Below are 18,864 nucleotides of genomic sequence, written 5' to 3' on the forward strand. Positions count from 1 at the left end.
CTAACGGTTCGACTTCGGCAACGGTTCGTTGGCCGTCCAGTCCCAAGTGCCTTCGTCGCGCTCTGTGACCGCCTGCTTCCAGCCCACGGCCTCGGCCCGCGCCTTGAAATTCAGCCCCTCGGGACTGTGCCGGGTTATACCGTCGAACACCGTGGCCAGCCGCTGGGTCGAGGTCAGCGTCATCTCCATCGCCTGGTTGATGACCATTTTCTGCATCGCCAGCTGGTTGGTCGGCACCGAGGCGATGCGCGCTGCCATCTCCTCGACCGTGTCGTCAAGGGCATCGGCAGACACGGCCTTTAGCACCAGCCCCATCTCGGCGGCCTCGCGGCCGGTGATCTTGTCGCCGGTGAACAGCATCCGCTTGGCCTTTTCCGGGCCGAGCCGATAGACCCACATCGCCGTAGTCGGACAGCCCCACACGCGGGTCGGCATGTAGCCGATGCGCGCCTCTTCGGCCATGATCACGATGTCGGAACACAACGCGATGTCCGACCCGCCCGCCACTGCATAGCCGTGTACCTTGCAAAGGACCGGCTTGAGGCACCGGAACAGCGACATGAACTTCTGGGTGTTGCCCCACATGAAGCGGTAATCCTTGACCGGATCCCAAGGCATCTCCTGCGTTACATTGTTGTCGGCCCCGTTGCGCTCAGCGTAATAGGCTAGGTCATAGCCGGCGCAGAAGGCCGGGCCGTTGCCAGACAGCACGATCACGTGCACGCTGGGATCAGCCTCAGCCCTCTGGACGGCCGCCTCGAGTTCAACCGGCAAGTCGTCGTCGATGGCATTCATCACTTCCGGCCGGTTCAACGTGATCCGCGCGATACGCCCGTCCTTTTCGTAGAGCACTTTTGGCATGTTTCATCCTCCCCTGGGCACAGAAGCAGCATGGGGACCGCGCAGCAAGCCCCCGCGCGCGGCTTAACGTTTTCTGAAACCCAGAGTTGATCTACAAGCATCGATCACTAGTCTACATGTGTGAACTGGAGATTCGCTCATGAACGACCTTGGCAAACTCGTCACCGGATTTTGCGACAGCCAATTCGGCGGATTGAAGAAGGCCTGCACGGCGGCTGGTCTGAAATACACCACCCTGCACGCCCAGATCGCCCATGAGCGCGAGATCCCCTTTTCCACAATCGACAAACTCTGCTCGGCGGCGGGTGTCTCGCTCGAGGTATTCCGCTCCGCCCCGGCCTCGATCGGCGTCACGGCCCACGACATTTCGCACGAACTGCATCGCCGGGCGGCAGCAGCCTATTCCCAAGCTCTGCGCGACGTGCAGGACGAGATGCGCCGATACGGGACCGACATCATGTGCGACGACGTGCTGAACTGGCTGCACCGCAACAGCGGCCGGCTGACCGATTTCGACCGGCTGCGCGAACGGGTCGACCTCTTTCACAAGCTCGACGCCGGAGACGGGATCATGCGCCCGCACCATATCGGCGCGACCAGCCTCGTGGCCCGCAGCTTCGAGATCCGGGATATCGACGAATATTTCCCCAAGGTCAGGCAACTCGGCCCGTCGGTGATCGAAAACTCGATTGCAGCCCACCTGCGGGTGCAAAAAACCCAGCAATATCAAGTCGAGGACATCCGTCTGCGCGGTCGCATCGACAGCGCCGAATACGACATCGAATACCGCCGCATCATGGCCCCGGTCACGGCCATGAACGGCGCCCAGTTCACCCTGGTTTTCGCCCAGCCGCTTTGAGCCGCTTGTCCTTGAGACGGCGGCTCGCATTGATCAGTACATAGGGCAGAAAACGGCCCTCAGTGGCCAGCAAGACATGCGAGTTCAGCCGTCCGTCCGGCACCGGGTCGCGCCATTTTAGAACGCCCGGGATCACGATCATGAAACCGTAAAGCCACGAAAACCGCTGATGCTCTTCCGGCACGATGGCATAGATCCAGTCGAGGTTACGCCATTTCAGGGCACACAGCCCCTGATGCACTCGCATGAATGCCTCGAGCAGCCGTAGATTGCCACGATGCTCGCGGGTGAATTCCAACTCGCCGATATAGACGATGTTGCCGCCGATCAGGGTCGTCGCGGGCTCGGCCACCTCGGCAATTGGGTTGTCGTCGCGGCCGTACTGCGTGCGCGAGGTGCGACACAGGTAATTGTCGAATCCTTCACGACCCAACGGTTCATATTTCGCGCCAATTCCCCCGACAACAACGCCATCCTTGAATAGAAACAGCCAAAATGCGGTTTCCTCGGTGAAGTCATTGCGCAGGATCGACATCATCGGCGTCTGCTTCTGACGTCCGGTTTCGGGCACGAGGTTCAGGATCTTGTCAAAATCCGACGTCGCCTCGACCTCGTAGCCCAGCCGCTCGATCTCCTCGAAGAAAGGGGCGACCGACTGGATGATGTCCTGCTCTCGCATCGCGCCTGTCCGCCAACACGTTTTTTTACCTGTCTACAAGCACTGGTAGACCCGCGCAAGCATGGCGCGAGATTGTGTGGCCAATGGTGGTTTAACAGAGTCACAGAGCTGGGTGAGCGCAGCGTTGGGAGACAGTGTCAGCGACGGGCCGGATCGATCTGGTCCGGACGCAGCGGCGGATCGATCAGATCCTCAGCATCGTCGCCGTCGAGCGGCACACCGGTTGTATCGACAAGCTCCAAATCCGCATCATTCCAACCTTTGACTCCAAGCTTGACCGAGCGGACGTCCGAAAAGCCGATCTCGGCCAGCACCTCGGCGGCCAGCGCCGAGCGGTTGCCGGATCGGCAGATAATTAGCACCGGACGATCGCGAGCGGTGACAAGTTCGGGTTCGGTCTCCGCATAGTCCCACTCGGCGGCGCTTTCGAGGATCCCACGCGGCACGTTGAGCGACCCCGCAATCCGCGCCCGAGCAAACTCGTCGCGTTCGCGGATGTCCAGCAACAGCGCATCGGGGTGGTTTTCGAGGAACTCGGACAGATCCCAGGGCATGATTTCCTCGATCCGCTCCGCGGCCTCGGCGGCCAGCTGGTTATAAGTTTTTCTGGTCATTGCTGCGTCCTCGCGGTGGTTTCGGGCCAGATAGGGGGAACCCCGCATCTCTACAAGTCCGGTTACCGCGGCAAGACCGCCGGCGCGACGCGGATCATAGCCGCACCCTGCCAACTTAAGACAACGACGGAAAAGGCACAGCGCAGGTGACGGAAAGCGACCTCAACAAGTGGTTTGTAACCTGCGCGACTAAAGAAACCGAAGCGGGGGAAGAAAAATTGCAGTGTCCGCCGGCCTCGGACAACACCGTCTCACAGGAGCTCAGGCCGATCTTGCAGCAATACCCAAACCGGAACATTCCTGTGGAAATGACCACAAGCTTCGGTCAGAAATGCCGGAGCCAGAACCGCAACAGCCAGCCTATGTTTCATAACGTGAGCCCTCAATCTTGGGCCTTTTTTTTACGACCGGAATCGGAGTGGCTCAGACATTCTGAGGTCACGGACTTTCGATTACCTGTAGAGCCCGGGGATCAGCCCTTCGGCCAGATCTTGAAGTTTTTCCGGAGACGTGCCCGGTTGCTGAATTGGGCCATAGTGCACGTCATAGTCGCCGCCCAGCTTGGCCAAAAGTTCTGACACATAGCGCAATGACGCCACCGTACGTCCGAAATCGTCATTCCCACCGCTGAGAACCCGGGCCAGCCTTCGGGTCCGATAGTAGTGACGTGAGTTACGCAATCCGGCCGAGGCAGGCACGATCGGCGCGCCGCAGGTCGCCGACATTCGTGTGATGCCAGAACGCCAGGGCGGTTCGACCAGCAGCGCATCGGCCATACCCGCCACACGTCCCGACCCGAATACCAAAAGTGCGCCGCCTTCCTGCAAATGGGCCTGCATTCCGGCACGTGTCCGGCGCGGCGACAGAACGTTGTCTTTTCGATCCAGATCGACGGCGATGATCCGAGCCGAGCCCACGAACCGCTCAGCCTCGCGGTTGGCCACGACCTTCAGGTCGGGCCGGAGGTCCAGAAGGGCACCGGCATGGGCGATGAAATCAAACGTGCCAACTGGGTGGGTGGCGCCGATAACCACGGGTCCGCGCTCCGGGATGTTCTCAAGTCCGTGCGGGGTAATCCGGGTGCCGCCGTTCCTGGCCAGCAGCGCGCGTACGAGATCTGGCCCGGTGCGCCCATCGAGGTCGCGCAGCACCTGCTCGGTTTCGCGCAGAGCAAAGAAGGCCTGCCCTGTCACGGTGCGATTGAACACGTCGACCGCGGACATGACCCACCGCAGCGCCTTCAGCCGCAAATCGGCGCCCTCTGCGATTCGCAGACGCGCGCGCAGCAGTTCGTCCATCGGGTTGTCTTTTTTGTACCTAGCCAAGATGTGCTTTGGATGTGCGTTTTGGAGTTCCAACCAAGCTAACATGCCTTTACGTCGTCTGCACCTGATCCGTGCAGAGCGGCAGTCAACGATTTACGTTGACCACGTGGCCAGCCGACAGGACGAGGTGCTGCGGCCAAGGCGCTCCGGGCAGGGAAAGCCGCGCCGTCCGAGCCGGTCACTGAAAGGATAGGGAGTACCAAAATCGTGGTTTTGACCTATTGTGTCCCAGAAACGCGCAATCGCGAAGCCGTGACCTGCTGGGTCGGCAAGTAGAAAGAGGGGGGACGACATGAACAGCCCGGCTAACGCTGGCATTGACGAGGTGCTGCTCAACTTCTCGCCCACAAGCCTGCAGATCCTTAACGCCATCCTCGCGGTGGTCATGTTTTCCATCGCGATCGACCTGAAACCTGGCGATTTCAAGAAGCTTGCCCATGCTCCCAAGCCTTTGCTGACAGGGTTGTTTTCGCAATTCGTTGTGTTGCCGGCGTTGACCTTTTGCATGATCCTGGCGACTGCTCCGCAGCCGTCCATTGCTCTGGGACTGATCTTGGTTGCGGCATGCCCGGGTGGCAACATTTCCAACTTCATCACCCATCGTGCGGGCGGGAACGCAGCACTTTCGGTGTCGATGACGGCTTTTGCCACGGTTGGAGCGATCCTGTTGACACCCGTTAATATTGCCTTCTGGGGAAGCCTGTACGGCCCGACCCGCGCGATACTGCAGAAAACCGCGATCGACCCGATCTCGGTGGTCATCACTGTCAGCGTCATGTTGGTGCTGCCACTGTGTCTTGGCGTGATGCTGAACGTGAAACGGCCCGACATCACCACCCGCCTGCGCACGCCGCTTCAATATTTGTCGATGGGGATTTTCGTGGCTTTCGTGGTTCTGGCGCTGGCGGCGAATTGGGACATTTTCCTACAATTCGCCGGAGCGGTGGCGGTTTTGGTGCTTCTGCACAACGCTCTGGCGTTGGGCGCGGGCTATGCTACGGCCAGCCTGATGGGGCTGTCCGCCTTTGATCGCCGCGCGGTGACGATTGAAACTGGCATCCAGAATTCTGGACTTGGGCTGATCCTGATCTTTGGCTTCTTCAGCGGGCTAGGCGGGATGGCCGTAGTGGCTGCCTTCTGGGGGATATGGCACCTACTGTCCGGTATTGCGCTGGCCAGGCTGATGACGCGATACAAGGTGGCGCAATGATCATTTGGGCGACCGGGACAATAGGTGCAGGAGGCCGTGATCGACTAGCACTACATCGTGCCGGGCAAATCGCAACAGAACGTATTCATCGAAAACTTCAACGGCAAGCTGCGCGACCAATGCCTCAACGAGACACTCTTCGGCTCACTTGCCGAGGCCAGGTAAACTCTGGAAGCATGAAAGGAGGATTACAGCACAAACAGAACACATTTGCCGCTCGGAAACCTGACGCCGAGCAACTTTGCTGAGAAAACAATGATGGGTAAACTGGCCGCATAGAGTCATCAAACCAACCCCAAGGACTCTCCGTGAACTGGAGGAAACTTGGGGCTCGCGTTACTTGCGTCCCCGTTTGGAGGTTGTCTGGGACGCAGTGCTGGGCGTGTCGGCTTCTTTCGCGAGCCGCGCCTTGCGCAGGCGTGCGGTTTTGAGTTCACGCTGTTCCGCTTCGTCTTTGAGTATCTGTCTCGCGGCGCGCGTGGTCCGGTCGATAAGAGTCTCCGCGCGGGGCTTGTCGGCCTTGAACAACATGTCTTTCGTGAGTTTCGCCATCTCAAGAATTCCTTATAGGTTTGGATCGTCGCGACTTTGCCAATGGCTTGGAGGCTTGAGTTTCGGGAGAACAAAACCTTCTCGTATCTGGATGCGCGCGCATCGACCGGTCTCAAAAAACGGGTGTCGATCCTTTTGGATCAGCGAGCGGCGGCCAAATCTGTGTTTTTGTCACCCGGCATGAAGCCGGCAGTTTTCGCGGCCGAGTGGAAAGCTTTGCGGGCCGCTCCAACCGTAACAAGACAATGCATCGCTGCATCAACATATTCGAGCGCAAGATCCCGGTTATGATCTGTGACCGGCCACCTTTTACGCAGCCAAAAAAAGGCCTGTTCAATCGTGCCGATCTCTTGCGTGTCACCTTGCGGTGAAACGACGAGGGTCATGGGTTTTCCCCAACTAATTTCTATCAAGTTTTGTTCCGTCAATTTTTCGAGGGCCATCGCTGAGACGCAGGAGGCCACGTTGAATGAAAAGACGGGGACAAGCCGAAGGCCGCCCCCGCCTCGCTGGTTAGATCGCCAAGGGTTTATGCCAGTGCAAGATTGGTCGCGGCTTCGCGGCCATCTCGGCCACTTTCGATGTCGAAAGTCACGGCTTGACCATCGTCCAACATTTGGATCCCGGAGCGCTCGAGCGCGGAGATGTGAACGAAAACGTCGTTCGAGCCCTGGTCAGGGGCGATGAAACCGAAGCCTTTTTGAGTATTGAACCATTTCACGGTGCCACTAGCCATCGTGATGTCTCCTAGAGTAATTGCCGTCCACAAAATGCGACAGCCCCGCTCAGTGTCGTCGTAAGATCAACTGAGGCCGTTAGGAAACAGAAGGTCGAAAGAAGATGCTTTGCCTACTTTAGGTAGTTAGCCGTCGGGGCCAATTCAAGTGGACGCGACTGAGAAACGAGAAGCCGGGTCTTGAAGCATTTTTCACAAAGAGACGCCAGCGGCGAACGGCGGGATCGTCCTCAAGTGAAATCCAGAAACCGGATGCCGCGAGCGGCCGGAATGGATTTGACCTGATCAGCTGCTGGTCAGTGTCCGGCTCGGGAAAATCCGCGGCACAGATAAGTTTCGGATTCTGCGTGTGCGAAATTGACGTCGAGATTTCGTCGACCATTTTGCTGCGCGTACGTAGATGCAGTAGGTCCTGCTCTGCCGTCATTCATCGCCTGCACATGCTGCAGGATGCACAAAGGGCCGGCTTGATGAAGTCGCGCTGCAGCCTATGACAACGCGGTGAAGGGCGGGTTCCAGCCTATCGAATGGGGATGCCTTCTACAAAAACGTCAGACTGCACTCATCGCTCGGCTGCCAAACACCCGCAGAAGCGCATCGAGCGCTTGAGCAATTTGAGGGCTCCGCGCTCGTAGCGCTTGCCTAAAACATTGACGCCGAATATGAAATCCAGACCTTCAAACTCTCTTTACGAATGAAGGATCACCGGGAGCTGGTCAGGGCGGGATCAATCCTGCAAGAGGCGGCGACCTGACCTCCGTCAGCGCCCTGCCAGGCTTGGCAACGGCACTATTGCGGCGCGATCGTCCCTTGCGCAACCCAGTCATCGAAAACCTCGAGCGCCGCAGCACTGAATTCTGGGTCGTTGATATGGCACTCCAGCTCGCGCAGCTCGACATTGTCCGGGCATCCCGTACGGATCTCATCGATGAAAGCAGCAAGCCCGTCGGGATCACAGAGTGGAGCACCGGGACGGTCCCATTCGTTGCACCCCTTGAGAGGCAAGAGGAATACGACCGGACCCTGCGCCTCGGCAAGTCGTTCACAGATGGCGCGGGCGACGTCGCGGCGCTGTTCGGCGTTAAGCAGCACCGACGACAGCAGCCGGTTGTGTGCATGCACCTCTTGCGCGGCCAGTTTCGCCGGGGCCGCCTGCCAGCCCACGAAATCGACCAGGTCGTAACAGCCGGGCGCGGCAATTTGCGGGATGCCGGCCTTTCCGGCATTGGTCATCCGGTCGGGCCCGGCCGAGATCGAAGAACCCATAATATGGTTGCCCACTTCCTGCGGGGCGAAATCCATCACGGCGGCGAAGATCCCTTCGGCGGCGAGGCTCTCGAAGGCGCGACCGCCCATGCCTGTCGCGTGGAACACGGCGACTTCATAACCCCGCTCTTCCAGCGCGGGCTTTAAGCCGACCATATAACGTAGCACGGTCTTGCCAAAGCTGGTCATACCGACGAGCGGTTTGGAAAAGTCGGGTTTCTGCACCGCCCGGGCGGCCCCCAATACCGCGCCGGCAGCCTGGCTAAGGGAGGCTTTACAGATGGAATTGAGTCCATAGAGCCCGCCAGCCCAGAGGATCATCTGAATGTCGGCGGCAAGCCGTTCAGGTGGAATGAGCGGCGAAAAACTCACGGTGGAAACCACGTATTTGGGAACGCCCAAAGGGAGTGCCTGACACAGGTCGAGCGCGAGGTCAGTGCCCATCGAACCGCCGAGTACCACCACCCCGTCGAAAACACCCTCACGGTAGAGCCTGAGCGCAAGTGCGGCCGAGCCATTTGCCATGATCTGCATCGCCTGGTTTTCGTCCTCGGTGGCGATTGCCGCCTTGATCGACGAGCCCGCCGCCGCCGCCACATCGTGCTTGGAATAGTCGCAGGGCCCGGTCGGATCGCCCAGAACACTCACATCCATGGTGACCACGCCGCCGCCCTGGCCGCGTATCACCTCGGCCATGTAGTTCAGTTCGTCGTCTTTGGTGTCGTAGGTGCCGACTACTAGAATGGTCTTGTTTGTCATAGGTTGATCCACGCGGTCTTGAGATCGAGGTATTTGTCAAAGGCGTGCAAGCTCTTGTCATGGCCATTGCCGGATTGCTTCACGCCGCCAAGGGGCACGGTGAGGTCGGACCCGCCATAGGTATTCACGTGCACCACACCTGCCCGCACGTCGCGGATCATGCGGTGGGCACGGGAGAGGTTGGCGGTCCAGACACCGGCCGCGAGTCCATAGTCGGAATTATTGGCTATCGCGACCGCCTCGTCGTCGGAGTGGAAGGAGGTGACGGCGAGCACCGGCCCGAACACTTCTTCCTGCGCCAGCCGGTGGGTGGGCTCGACACCGCTGATCACTGTCGGCTCCATGTACCAGCCACCCGTCTCCTGCAAGATACGGCTGCCGCCAAGTGCCAGTTCCGCACCGTCCTCCAGCGCCCCAGAGACGAAACCTAGATTGCTTTCAAGCTGCGATAGCGAGTTGATCGCACCGATGCTGGCGGACAGATCAAGCGGATCGCCCACCTTGAGCCCTTTCGCGGCTTCGGTCAGCGCAGCGACAAATTCGTCATGAATGCTATCCTCAACCAGAAGCCGCGAACCCGCGACACAAACCTGACCCGCGTTGCGAAAAATCGCCATGGCCGAGACCTTGGCCGCCTGGACAATATCAGGCACATCCGCAAACACGATGTTGGGCGACTTCCCACCCAGTTCGAGATAGCAGCGCTTGAGGTTGGATCGCGCGGAATACTCCAGCAACCGACGCCCGGTGTTGCCGGAACCGGTGAACACCATCACGTCGACATCCATCGACAGCGCCAGGGCCTCGCCCGCAACGCTGCCCTGCCCTGTCACAACGTTCAGGACCCCGTCGGGGAGACCCGCCTCGGCCGCCAGTTCGGCTATCCGCAGCAGCGTGAGCGAGGCGGTCTCGGCCGGTTTCAGTACCACCGAGTTGCCGGCCGCCAGCGCCGGGGCGAGCTTCCACGAACCAATCATCAGCGGAAAGTTCCATGGTACGATGGCAGCGACAACGCCCACCGGCTCACGATGAACAAGGCCGAGGACGTCTGGGGCAGTCGGGGCTATTTCGCCGTAGAGCTTGTCGAGCGCCTCGGCATAGTAGCGGAAGGTGGCCGCGGCCGACCCTGCCTCGGCTTTCAGTGCCATTGAAATCTCGGTGCCATTGTCGCGCACGCCCAGGACTGCGAGTTCCAGCGCCTTGGCCTCGATCAGATCGGCAAGCCGCAGCAGCACCGTCTTGCGTTCGGCAGGCAGGCACCGTGACCAGCGTCCATCGTCGAAAGCCCGCCGCGCCGCGGCCACGGCACGGTCGACATCGGCAGGCAGGGCCCGTTCGATCGTGGTCAGCGGTCGTCCGTCGATGGGCGAGAGTACCTCGAGCGCTTCGCCCGAAGCCGCTTGCCACGTTCCGTCAACAAAAAGTTTCTGCGGTGCGACAGGTTGGCTGCGAAACTCGTCGATGAGTGACTGATCGACCATTTCCTGGCCTTCCTTTCTTTTCTGTCGAGCCAAACCCGCCGGAAATGCAGGACCAGCACTAGGAGGAGGATGGAAAAAAGAATTGCGGCGATCGGACGATCGACAAAATCGAGAGGCGACTTCACCCGTGCCATCGCCGAGCGCAGTTTGACCTCCATGATATTGCCAAGAACCATGCCAAGGATAATCGGCACGATCGGCAAATGCAGCCGCTTGAGGATGAAGCCAAGCAGCCCGAAGCCGGCGGCGAGGATACAGTCAGTGAAGCTGTTGCGCAGGCTGTAAACCCCGACAAAACTCAGCGTCAGAATCGCCACGCCCAGAAAGCGGTTCGGGATTTGAACCACCTTGATCAACTGGTTTGTGGCCACCAGCAGAAAGGCCACGACAAGAACGTTGAGAATGAGCAACGCGAGGTAAAGCGCCACGACGAAATCCATATCGTTCTGAAACAACTGAGGCCCCGGCGTGACGTTGTGAACATAGAACACCGAGAGCATCATCGCGGTCAGCGCTTCTCCGGGAATGCCCAGCGCCAGCAGCGGGATCATCGCCGCTCCCGGCACGGCATTGTTCGCAGTTTCCGCAGCGATCAGGCCCTCGGACGAGCCGTGGCCGAAATCCTCGGGTCGTTCGGAGCTTTTCTGCGCGTAGGTATAAGACATGAACTGTGCGGTAAATTCACCGACACCAGGGATCATTCCCATCACTACGCCAAAACTCGCCGATATACCGGCGACGCGCGGGTGGCGGGCAAGCTCCCGGAACCCCTGGAAATATGACCCCTTGAGCCGGCCAAGACGGATCTTTTCGTCGTCCCCTTGCAGCAGGATGAACGCCTGGCTGAGCGCAAACAGGCCCAGAACCACGACGATCAGGTTGACGCCCGAGGACAGCCAAGCCTGGTCAAACGTGTAGCGCTTGGAATAGGTCGCCGGATGCAGCCCGATGGTGGAAAGCCATATGCCGAAGCTTGCCATCGCGGCGGCGATCAGCGTGTGACGTCGGTGCGCTACAACCACGAGAATGATCCCAAGCAGCGCGGCGAGAAAAATTTCGCGGGAGCCGAACAACGGCGCGATCTTTGCCAGCACCGGGGCGAGGAAGATTAGACAGGCAACCGAGAACACCCCGCCAAAGAAGCTGGCGGAATAAGCCAGCGACAAGGCCCGGCGCGCCTCGCCCCGAGCAGTCATCGGGAAGCCGTCATAGGTGGTCAGCGCGTTGACAGCGGTGCCGGGCGTGTTGATCAGGATCGCCGGAATCGAACCGCCATACATCGACGAGCCATAGATACCGAGCAGCACGGTGAGCCCGACAATCGGCTCCATGGAGAACGTCGCTGGCAGCAGGATGGCAATGGCCACCGCCGGACCGACCCCGGGGATCGCCCCGATCAACACGCCACCAACCGATCCGACCAGCAGTGCCAGCACGACGTCCCAGCGAGCAAGATAGAGCCCGGAGGCCTGGATTTGGGAGATGAAATCGTTGATCTGGTCCATCGGCTGCGCTTACAGGTAGAGAATAAGGAAGTTGCGGAGCGCGGCGGGGGCGAACTCGTAAAGCGCCGCGCCAGGAATCTTCACCTGCAGCAGGCTCTTGAAGACTAACACCACGAGCACCGCAAAGATGACCGAAATCCATAGCATCTTGCGGCTGCGATACCCCATGCGCCACGTCAGCATGGCGGCAAAAACCATCGTAACCGGCAGGTACCCGATGACCGGCACTAACCAGACATAGACAAGAAACCAGGCGGCAAACTCAAACACCGAAAGCCAAGTGCGCGCCTCGACCCAGTCGGGTTTAGAGAAGCGCCTGCGCGGCAGATGCCAGATGTGGAGTGCGGTAAAACCGACCATGCCGAACACGCCGACAGCGGGCCAGAAACGGGCTTGGCTGAAAAGGTCTTTTCCCTGTTTCCAAACCGTCTGATCCCAAAGCAGAGCTGCCAGCAGGGCCGCCACAGCGAAAAAGAAAACCGCGAACAGGAATTGTCCGCGTTTCGGCCGTTTCAGGTCTTCGTCGATCTCGCTCATGCCCGCGCCTCGGCGAAGCGGAGCCGGCCTATGCCGGCCCCGCTCTGACTGTTATTCGAGGATCGAACCGATATGCGCCACGGTCGCCTTGTCGCCCGCGATCCGCGTCGCCGAGGCTTCTGCGTCCATCCAGTAGACCAGCGCCCCGGTCTCTGAGGCGACCGCCTGGGCCCGATCGCTCATCACCGTCTTGGCCGCGACGGCGGCGATCTTGTCGCGCACGTCCTGCGGCGTTTCCTTGGTCACGAACAGTCCATTCCACAACGCGATGTTCAGGCTCTCATCCACTTCGCCGATGGCCGGAGTGTCGGGGATGATCGAGATCCGTTCATCTGTCACCGCCACCAGCACCTTCACGTCATCGAGACAGGGCAGGATGAGCTGCAGGGTGGTGTTGATCACGTCGGCATCTCCCGAGGCCAGCGTATTGCAGTCGAGCGCATCGAATGCGGCGTCCGATCCCCAATCGAAGCCCAAATTCTTGGCTAGCGCCTTAGTCACCTGTGTTGGCGTCAGCACGTCGCCGAAATGGCCGAGCGCCACGTCGTTTGCGGCCGCATAGGCGGCCAGCTCGTCCATCGAACTATACGGCGCATCGCCCGACGTGGCGATGACGAAGGGATAAGTGAGAAAGATGCCCACCGGGTCGAATTTTTCGGGTGTCAGTTCATCGATACCGATCTCATGACCGATCACTGAAACGGCCGGCACGAAAGATCCGATCATGTAACCGTCCGCCGGTGCCGTCGCCACCTCGATCGCTCCCGGGAACGGCCCGCCACCGCCGCCCGGTTTGTTCACCACGGCCGCCGGAACGCCATATTCGGCGGCGAAATCCTCGGCGATCATTCTGGTGAGCACATCTTCGAGATCACCCGGCGGCCACGGCACCACGAAGCTCACCGGTTTCTCCGGATACTCTGCCAGAACTGGTGCGGCGATGGCGGTCATGGCGACGGCCAGCGCCCCGCCCAGAAGTCTAGTTGATCTCATATCGTTCTCCCTGTTTATGTGACTGTCACGGTCAGTTCATTTAATGAACCGATGGTTTTAAAACAAATTGACAGACCTGTGGCGAGTCTGTCAACAAAAATGAAAGCCGGGACTACCGCGGTAAACTCGACCCGCCTCATCCTTGGAGGATCAAAACAGCCCGTTATGGGAACCACGTCCAAAGCACTGTCCCTACTAGACTTTTTTTCTCGTGCGACGCCCCGGATCGGGCTCAGTGACTTAGCGCGCCGGTCCGGGTTGAACAAAGCGACGACGCACCGACTCATGGGTGAACTGGCCAACCACGGATTCGTTGAACAGGTCGGAAGCGGGCGGGAGTACCGGCTCGGCCCGGCCTTCCTGCGCCTCGCCGCTCTCCGGGAATACACCGTGCCGATGCGCGAAACCGTGCAGCATGTGCTCGCAGGATTGGCCGAAGCGACCGGCGAGACCGCGCATTTTTCACTTCTTCAGGGGGAAATCCTGTCAACCATCGCCTATGCCTACAGCCCGGCCCATGGCACCGCCGTGCGTATGGAAGATGCCGAGATACTTACCTTTCACGGCACCAGCTCCGGGCTCGCCGTGCTGGCTTTCTCGCCTTCCGACTTCGTCGACAAGGTTCTTGCCGGGCCTCTCGAGGCACGTACCGAACAAACCCTCACCGACCCCGATCGGATCCGGGCCCTGCTGCCCGGCATCCGGACTGCCGGGATGGCGATGTCGATCGGCGGCTTCGAGGCCGACGTGCAGTCCCATGCCGTTCCCGTCTTCGACGCCGAAAGCGCCTGTATCGGCGCTGTCGCCGTCGCCGCTCCGGTGGCGCGCATGGACGATGCGCTCAGCGCCCGCATCCGGGTCGAACTGATGCGCCGCGCCTGCCACCTGACACGCCTTCTTGGCGGGTTCCTGCCGGAAAGCTTGCATAAGGAGGAGGCTGCATGGATGACCTCACCTTGACCACCGACGTCGTCGGAATCACGCCCCGCTGCCACTTTGCCCCCGTGGCTTTCCCGGTGGCTCACGAAGGCCAGGACCCGAAGCATTTGGACCGGCCGCGCATTTCGACGCTACAGAAACGGCCACAGACAGTCACAAGACACCATCACTCATCGGATTAAGAAAAACAGGAAGACCGGCATGAAAACAGCTAATTTCTTGAAGGAAAACAACGCCCGTTCCGTCTGGCACCCGATGGCACATCCCGCCGACAGCCGCGCCAACCCGCCCACTATCGTCACCGAGGCCTCCGGCGTGACCATCACCGATGTCGACGGACACACGGTGGTCGATGGCGTCGGCGGCCTGTGGAACGTCAACCTCGGCTTCTCCTGCCAGCTGATAAAGGAAGCGATCTCGGCCCAGCTCAACCAACTGCCCTACTATTCCATTTTCCGCGGGACCACCAACGACTGCGTCATCGAACTGGCGGAAGAACTGCGCGTTTTTTTCGCCCCCGACGGACTGACCCGCGCCTTTTACACCTCCGGTGGCTCCGACAGCGTCGAAACCGCGTTGCGGCTTGCCCGGCAGTATCACAAGGTCCGCGGCGAACCCGCCCGCACCAAGTATCTTTCCCTCAAGAAAGGCTATCACGGCACCCATTTCGGCGGCGCCTCTGTCAACGGAAACGCCAATTTTCGCACCGCGTACGAACCGCTTTTACCCGGCTGTTTCCACATCCCCGCGCCATACACCTATCGCAACCCGTTTGGCGAATCCGACCCGGAAAAGCTCGCGCAGCTTTGCCTTTCTGCACTGGAGGACGAAATCGCCTTCCAAGGGTCCGGAACGATCGCCGCCTTCATCATGGAACCCGTTCTTGGCGCCGGAGGCGTGATCCCGCCGCACTCATCGTTCATGCCTGGGGTGCGCGAGATTTGTTCGCGCCACGGAATCCTGCTCATCGCCGATGAGGTGATTACCGCCTTCGGCCGCACCGGCTCCTGGACCGGTTCGCGTCTTTGGGGCGTGCAACCCGACATGATGTCGACCGCCAAGGCGATAACTAACGGCTACTTTCCCTTCGGCGCGGTCATGATCGCCGAACACGTGGCCGAGGTGTTCGAGAGCGACGAAACCGGCAAGGCTGCCATCGGCCACGGCTACACCTATTCCGGCCACCCGGTCGGTGCCGCCGCCGCACTGGCCTGCCTGGCCGAGACCCGCCGGCTCAACCTCCCTGAAAACGCCGCGGCGCGCGGCGCCGAGCTTTTCGCGGGCCTTCAGACCCTTCAAACGAAATACGAGATCATCGGCGATGTCCGCGGCGGCCACGGACTGATGTGCGCACTTGAACTTGTCTCCGACCGCGCCACCAAGACCCCGATCGACAAGGCGACCATCGGCGCGGTGCAGGAGGGCGCCTACCGCTCCGGCGCCATGGTCCGCGTCTCTGGTCCCAACATCATCCTGTCACCGCCGCTGGTTCTCACGGCAGACGACGTGCAGACGATCCTGTCGGCGCTGGAGGCCGGATTCGCGTCGCTTTGAACACGGTAACCACCTAAAGTGTAACCGCTTACAGTCCTAGGGCGGAGCCATACCGGCTCCGCCCATTCACCTACCAAGGCCTCGTTCGGCCTATTCCGGAACCCGCACCCTGAGTCCGTCAAGCGCCTCGGTTATCTCGATCTGGCATGATAGCCGCGATGTTGCTTCGCGCGGGGCCATGGTGACGTCGAGCATCTCGTCCTCGATTTCGCCCGGCCCACCAACCTTTTCGACCCAGTCCTCCGGCACCACGACGTGACAGGTTGCGCAGGAAAGATTGCCGCCGCAATCGCCGGTGATATTCGGAACACTTGCGGCCAGAGCCACGTCCTTCAACGTCATACCAGCACCGGCATCTGTCTTGATCTCGGTGCCATCGGCCAGCTCGAAGGTTACTTTCATGTCGTGCCCCCTTAGATGAAGTAGACATAGAAATCGCGCAGAGCATCACCCTCGAGCTCGCGTGTTTTCTTTTCTTCTTTCAGCCGCATGAATATCTGGTGTTCAGCCAGGTCCTTACCGACGGCTTCGGCAAGCAGAGTATCGGCGGCGAGATCCTTCATCACCTGTTTCAGCCCGGTGCCAACGCCGTCCTTGGCGTCGGTGCGCTCAAACCCGTCGCCAGTTTCGATCGCCGGCAAGGGATAGCCCGCCGTCACACCCAGGCGCGCGGCCTGGAGAACGGCGGCCACGGCAGTATAGGGATTGGACGAGGCATCGGCCATGCGATGTTCGATCCGCGCCTTGGCGCCGCCTTCGGTCGAAACCCGGCTGGTGACGTTCCGGTGGTCGCCGCCCCAATTGCGCCAATACCCGGCCAGCGCGCCGGGCTGGAGACGCTGATAGGAGTTGGCGGTGGGAGCGGTAAACCCTGCAAGCCCCTTGTGATGATGCATGAGCCCGGCAATGCACCCCTTGGCGAGATCGTTCATATTCTCCGGCCCACCCTTGGGACCGTTGCCAAGCGCGTTGCGGCCGTCGGCATCGCGGAACGAAAAGTTGATATGCATTCCCGAGCCACCGGCCTCGGCGATCGGTTTCGGCATGAAGGTCAGCACGATGCCGTGTTCCAACGCCACTTCGCGCGCCATCTGACGGAACAGCACGATGTCGTCCACCGCCTTCACCGCCTCATCGAAGGTCAGCGTGAATTCGAACTGCGGGCTGTCATATTCTCCGGTCATCATTTCCAGCTTGAAGCCAAGCTGTTCGGCGCGCTCCCAGATGTCGTCGGTAAAACGCATCGGGTCGGTGAAAGGGCCGGTGCCATAGACAACGCCGCCAGGCGCATCATAAGGCACCAGCCGACCGTTTTCGTTACCCTGCATGGCGAAACACTCAAGCTCGATGCCGACCATCGGGGACAGTCCCATCTCGCCCCAGTCGGCCACCGCCTTGCGCAGCGCACCACGCCCATCGAGTGTCAGGGGGGTGCCTGCGTCGTCATAAAGATCGCCCAGCACGACTTTCGTACCCCGCTCCCAGCCGTCGCGGATATCCTCGGCCTTCCACTGCAGTTCCATGTCGGGCAAGCCCTGCATCATCATCGCACCCGGCGCATCGAGCAGGTCCTTGTCGTAGTGCACACCGAAAGTGGACCGGCAAAACCGGGTATTGTTGTCACCGATTTTAGATACCGGCAGATACTTTCCGCGCAGGATCGACAGGTGATCGAGAAACATTGCGCGCAGGCGGTCTTGCATGTGGGCTTCCTCCTCAGGCCGGGGTCATGGTGACGGGCAGTTCCTTGATCCCGCCGACGAAGTTTGACCGCAGGAACCGGTGCGGTCCAGCCGGTTCTACTTTGGAGATCCGCTTGGCGAGTTCCTGGAACAGAACCCGCACTTCCAGCCGGGCGAGGTGCATTCCAAGACAGACATGCGGCCCGCCTTGGCCGAACGAGACATGCGGATTTGGGTGGCGAAACAGGTTTACCCGGAACGGATCGTCGAACACCGTTTCGTCCCGGTTGCCCGAAGCCCACCACAACAACACCTTGTCGCCTTCCTTCACCTTCTGATCATGCATCTCGAAATCGCGCGTCGCGGTGCGACGGAAATAAAGCGCTGGCGTCGCCCATCGGATGATCTCGTCAGCCGCTGTCTTCCAAACCTCGCCACCTTCCTGCATCTGGCCCAGCAATTCCTGCTGGTGCGCCATCGCCTGGATACCGGCGGCGATCGAGTAGCGGGTGGTGTCGTTGCCCGCGGCGACCAGAAGGCAAAAGAAGTTGCGGAACTCGTTCTCCGGCATGACCTCGCCGTCCTTGTCGGGCTGAAGGATCAGGTGGAGCACACCTTCGGTGTCGCCCTTGCGGTTTTTCTCGGCCATCAGCTCCTTGGCATAGTCGAACAACTCGGCGCCCGCCGGGGAATTGAACGGCATCAACCGGTATTCATCAGTTTCCATCTTGTCGAGCACGTGGTCGGTGAAATCCGGGTCGGTATTGGCAATCAGCGCGTCGCCCTTCTCGACCAGCCAGGGCAAGTCTTCGTCGGGCGTCCCCAGGATCTGGCCTAGCATCCGCATCGGCAACTGGCGGGCGATCGCCTTGGTAGCGTCGAAGCTTCCCAAATCTAGCGCCTGGTCGAGGATTTCGTCACACAGCTTCCGGATCTGGTCTTCGAACCCGGCAACCACCGGGGCTGAGAAGGCCTTGGCCACCTTGATTCGGGTGCGCATGTGTTCGGGCGGGTCGGTCTCCTGGAAGGTGCGCCGGGCAAGGTATTCCTCGTAGCTCTGGTCCTCCATCCGGATGCCCCGGGCCGAGGACATCAGCCCGGTATCCCGGTTGAGCTTGAGAATGTCCTCGTTGCGGGTGACGTTCCAAAAGCCTTTGCCGCCGGACCACTCGGTCCATTCCAGAGGCGCCTCGCGGCGCATGCGGGCAAAGGTGTTGTGCGGCGGCCCTTCGGTGAAGGTGTCATGGCTGGACAGATCCGCATGTCCGTCGTCTGCCGGGGTCCAGACGGTCATTCGCGCCTCCCTGATATG

General features: G+C 60.4%; 19 protein-coding genes and 1 pseudogene. 5 read left to right on the forward strand and 15 right to left on the reverse strand.

Going from position 1 to position 18,864, the window contains the following annotated elements; all coding sequences use genetic code 11:
- Positions 1–861, reverse strand: coding sequence for a crotonase/enoyl-CoA hydratase family protein (locus tag NO357_RS17600; RefSeq protein ID WP_306737040.1), 861 nt, complete (start codon positions 859–861; stop codon positions 1–3).
- A gap of 139 nt (positions 862–1,000) precedes the next feature.
- Here NO357_RS17600 and NO357_RS17605 point away from each other — a divergent pair, with 139 nt between their 5' ends.
- Positions 1,001–1,720, forward strand: coding sequence for a hypothetical protein (locus NO357_RS17605; RefSeq protein WP_306737041.1), 720 nt, complete (start codon positions 1,001–1,003; stop codon positions 1,718–1,720).
- On the opposite strand, the gene NO357_RS17610 is transcribed toward NO357_RS17605, so the two are convergent.
- The 3 genes from NO357_RS17610 to NO357_RS17620 form a co-directional block, all read right to left on the reverse strand.
- Positions 1,692–2,399 carry a hypothetical protein gene (locus NO357_RS17610; RefSeq protein ID WP_306737042.1) on the reverse strand — a complete coding sequence of 236 codons (708 nt, stop codon included), beginning with the start codon at positions 2,397–2,399 and terminating at the stop codon, positions 1,692–1,694. The genes NO357_RS17605 and NO357_RS17610 overlap by 29 nt on opposite strands.
- 137 nt (positions 2,400–2,536) lie before the next feature.
- Positions 2,537–3,013 (reverse strand): rhodanese-like domain-containing protein, encoded by a 477-nt coding sequence (locus NO357_RS17615; protein WP_306737043.1) that lies wholly within the window; start codon positions 3,011–3,013, stop codon positions 2,537–2,539.
- Positions 3,014–3,465: 452 nt separating this feature from the next.
- Positions 3,466–4,311, reverse strand: coding sequence for a 1-acyl-sn-glycerol-3-phosphate acyltransferase (locus tag NO357_RS17620; RefSeq protein ID WP_306737044.1), 846 nt, complete (start codon positions 4,309–4,311; stop codon positions 3,466–3,468).
- A gap of 319 nt (positions 4,312–4,630) precedes the next feature.
- Between NO357_RS17620 and NO357_RS17625 the strand changes: the two genes are divergently transcribed.
- A complete protein-coding gene (locus tag NO357_RS17625) occupies positions 4,631–5,548 on the forward strand; it encodes a bile acid:sodium symporter family protein (protein ID WP_306737045.1) in 918 nt (305 codons plus the stop codon).
- 48 nt (positions 5,549–5,596) lie between these two features.
- Positions 5,597–5,827 (forward strand): annotated as a pseudogene (locus tag NO357_RS21445) (integrase core domain-containing protein); the annotation flags it as partial.
- A gap of 57 nt (positions 5,828–5,884) precedes the next feature.
- Here the strand turns inward: NO357_RS21445 and NO357_RS17635 are convergent.
- The 8 genes from NO357_RS17635 to NO357_RS17670 all read right to left on the reverse strand — a co-directional run bounded on the left by NO357_RS17635 (position 5,885) and on the right by NO357_RS17670 (position 13,377).
- Positions 5,885–6,100 (reverse strand): hypothetical protein, encoded by a 216-nt coding sequence (locus tag NO357_RS17635; RefSeq protein ID WP_306737046.1) that lies wholly within the window; start codon positions 6,098–6,100, stop codon positions 5,885–5,887.
- Between the two features lie 140 nt (positions 6,101–6,240).
- Complete coding sequence (locus NO357_RS17640; protein WP_306737047.1) at positions 6,241–6,486, reverse strand: DUF982 domain-containing protein; 246 nt, start codon at positions 6,484–6,486, stop codon at positions 6,241–6,243.
- A 143-nt stretch (positions 6,487–6,629) separates the two neighbouring features.
- Positions 6,630–6,836, reverse strand: a complete 207-nt coding sequence (locus NO357_RS17645; protein ID WP_306737048.1) for a cold-shock protein — start codon at positions 6,834–6,836, stop codon at positions 6,630–6,632.
- Between the two features lie 789 nt (positions 6,837–7,625).
- Positions 7,626–8,861, reverse strand: coding sequence for a Tm-1-like ATP-binding domain-containing protein (locus NO357_RS17650; protein WP_306737049.1), 1,236 nt, complete (start codon positions 8,859–8,861; stop codon positions 7,626–7,628).
- Entirely contained in the window at positions 8,858–10,324 is a 1,467-nt protein-coding gene (locus NO357_RS17655; RefSeq protein WP_306737253.1) for an aldehyde dehydrogenase, read from the reverse strand. Before NO357_RS17655 ends, NO357_RS17650 begins: the two co-directional genes overlap by 4 nt.
- A complete protein-coding gene (locus tag NO357_RS17660; protein WP_306737050.1) occupies positions 10,207–11,847 on the reverse strand; it encodes a tripartite tricarboxylate transporter permease in 1,641 nt (546 codons plus the stop codon). The genes NO357_RS17655 and NO357_RS17660 overlap by 118 nt, the downstream gene beginning before the upstream one ends.
- A 9-nt stretch (positions 11,848–11,856) precedes the next feature.
- Positions 11,857–12,384 carry a tripartite tricarboxylate transporter TctB family protein gene (locus tag NO357_RS17665; RefSeq protein ID WP_306737051.1) on the reverse strand — a complete coding sequence of 176 codons (528 nt, stop codon included), beginning with the start codon at positions 12,382–12,384 and terminating at the stop codon, positions 11,857–11,859.
- Between the two features lie 51 nt (positions 12,385–12,435).
- Positions 12,436–13,377, reverse strand: a complete 942-nt coding sequence (locus NO357_RS17670) for a tripartite tricarboxylate transporter substrate-binding protein (protein WP_306737052.1) — start codon at positions 13,375–13,377, stop codon at positions 12,436–12,438.
- Positions 13,378–13,542: 165 nt separating this feature from the next.
- On the opposite strand from NO357_RS17670, the gene NO357_RS17675 reads away from it, so the two are divergent.
- Both NO357_RS17675 and NO357_RS17680 read left to right on the forward strand, forming a co-directional pair.
- Positions 13,543–14,337, forward strand: coding sequence for an IclR family transcriptional regulator (locus NO357_RS17675; protein WP_306737254.1), 795 nt, complete (start codon positions 13,543–13,545; stop codon positions 14,335–14,337).
- Positions 14,338–14,517: 180 nt separating this feature from the next.
- Positions 14,518–15,870, forward strand: a complete 1,353-nt coding sequence (locus tag NO357_RS17680) for an aspartate aminotransferase family protein (protein ID WP_306737053.1) — start codon at positions 14,518–14,520, stop codon at positions 15,868–15,870.
- Positions 15,871–15,960: 90 nt separating this feature from the next.
- On the opposite strand, the gene NO357_RS17685 is transcribed toward NO357_RS17680, so the two are convergent.
- The 3 genes from NO357_RS17685 to NO357_RS17695 are packed head-to-tail and all read right to left on the reverse strand — an operon-like array spanning position 15,961 to position 18,846.
- The gene (locus NO357_RS17685; protein WP_306737054.1) at positions 15,961–16,272 is read right to left on the reverse strand and encodes a 2Fe-2S iron-sulfur cluster-binding protein; all 312 of its coding nucleotides are present in this window, start codon (positions 16,270–16,272) and stop codon (positions 15,961–15,963) included.
- 11 nt (positions 16,273–16,283) lie between these two features.
- Positions 16,284–17,573 carry a type I glutamate--ammonia ligase gene (locus tag NO357_RS17690; RefSeq protein ID WP_306737055.1) on the reverse strand — a complete coding sequence of 430 codons (1,290 nt, stop codon included), beginning with the start codon at positions 17,571–17,573 and terminating at the stop codon, positions 16,284–16,286.
- Between the two features lie 13 nt (positions 17,574–17,586).
- Complete coding sequence (locus NO357_RS17695; RefSeq protein WP_306737056.1) at positions 17,587–18,846, reverse strand: cytochrome P450; 1,260 nt, start codon at positions 18,844–18,846, stop codon at positions 17,587–17,589.
- Positions 18,847–18,864: the final 18 nt, after the last annotated feature.

Source organism: Marimonas arenosa (assembly GCF_030848945.1).
GTDB classification, from domain to species: Bacteria; Pseudomonadota; Alphaproteobacteria; order Rhodobacterales; family Rhodobacteraceae; genus Marimonas; species Marimonas arenosa.